This is a genomic window from Campylobacter sp. W0014 (assembly GCF_020135975.1).
Lineage (GTDB): Bacteria > Campylobacterota > Campylobacteria > Campylobacterales > Campylobacteraceae > Campylobacter_D.
On sequence record NZ_JACHTR010000078.1, the window covers coordinates 1 to 915 of the forward strand.

Here is a 915-nt window from a genome sequence, read left to right on the forward strand (position 1 = left end):
TTACTTCAATCTCACATTCATAATCATATTAGATAAAAAGATACTATCTTTATCAAAGTCTTTTGAGTTATATTCATTTTTTGATTGCATAGTTTGCATTAAAGTTGAAAGATTATATAAACTTAAACTTTCTAATATATTTATGAGTTCTATCTTGCTTAAAGTATTAAAATCATTTAACAATCTAAGATAATTACTTATAATAGAAGAAGAATTTATATTATGAAATACAATTTTATTTTTTATATCTTTTTTAATAAAAAATTGATTATTTTTTATATAAAAATAATTTCTAAAATGATTATTGCTTATTATTTGATTATAAAAACTTAAAAGACTTTCTTTGCTGTTTAAGTCTATAAAATTAAGATAAAAATTCTTTTCTTCTAAGGCTAATTTTAAAGCATTGAGATTTGCAAAAGAAGTATTAAGATTTTCATCATTCTTTAAAGCATAAACGATATTTTCTTGTTCTTGTTTTTGGGTAATAGCATATTGTAATAAAGGGTTTTTATAGTATGTATCACTATTGATTAAAACATTGATATAAAAAGCTTCTTTGCTTTTTTGAGTTAATTGAAGCAAGGATAAAAGTGTAGAAGGGATATAAAAAGAATCAAGCTTTAAGTTTAAATATTTATCATAAGTATTTATATAAGTTAATTCTTGATTAAAATCTAAAGGCTGTTCTTTTAAATTTAAAAGCATTGTTCCACCTAATCCTAATAAAGCTAGATTTTTGAAATTCTCTAAAGCTTTTCTTTTTTCCAAATCGATTTGAAGTATTTTTTGCATTGTTTTTCCTTTCTTTTGTGGTTTACTCTTTAATATTATGCTCTTTAGCATAAGCTAGTATCTTAACTCTTAAATCCTCTGGAAAATTATATCTATATATAGCAGGAATTCTTGGATCAA

Annotated in this window: 1 protein-coding gene; it reads right to left on the bottom strand. The window is 21.7% G+C overall.

Features of this window, described 5'->3' with window-relative positions; genetic code table 11:
- Positions 1 to 795 (bottom strand): hypothetical protein, encoded by a 795-nt coding sequence (locus H2277_RS09020; RefSeq protein WP_337201969.1) that lies wholly within the window; start codon positions 793 to 795, stop codon positions 1 to 3.
- Positions 796 to 915: the final 120 nt, after the last annotated feature.

Bases quoted from the DNA above. Each gene is read 5' to 3' on its own strand.
- H2277_RS09020 (WP_337201969.1), bottom strand. From the start codon at position 795: ATGCAAAAAATACTTCAAATCGATTTGGAAAAAAGAAAAGCTTTAGAG.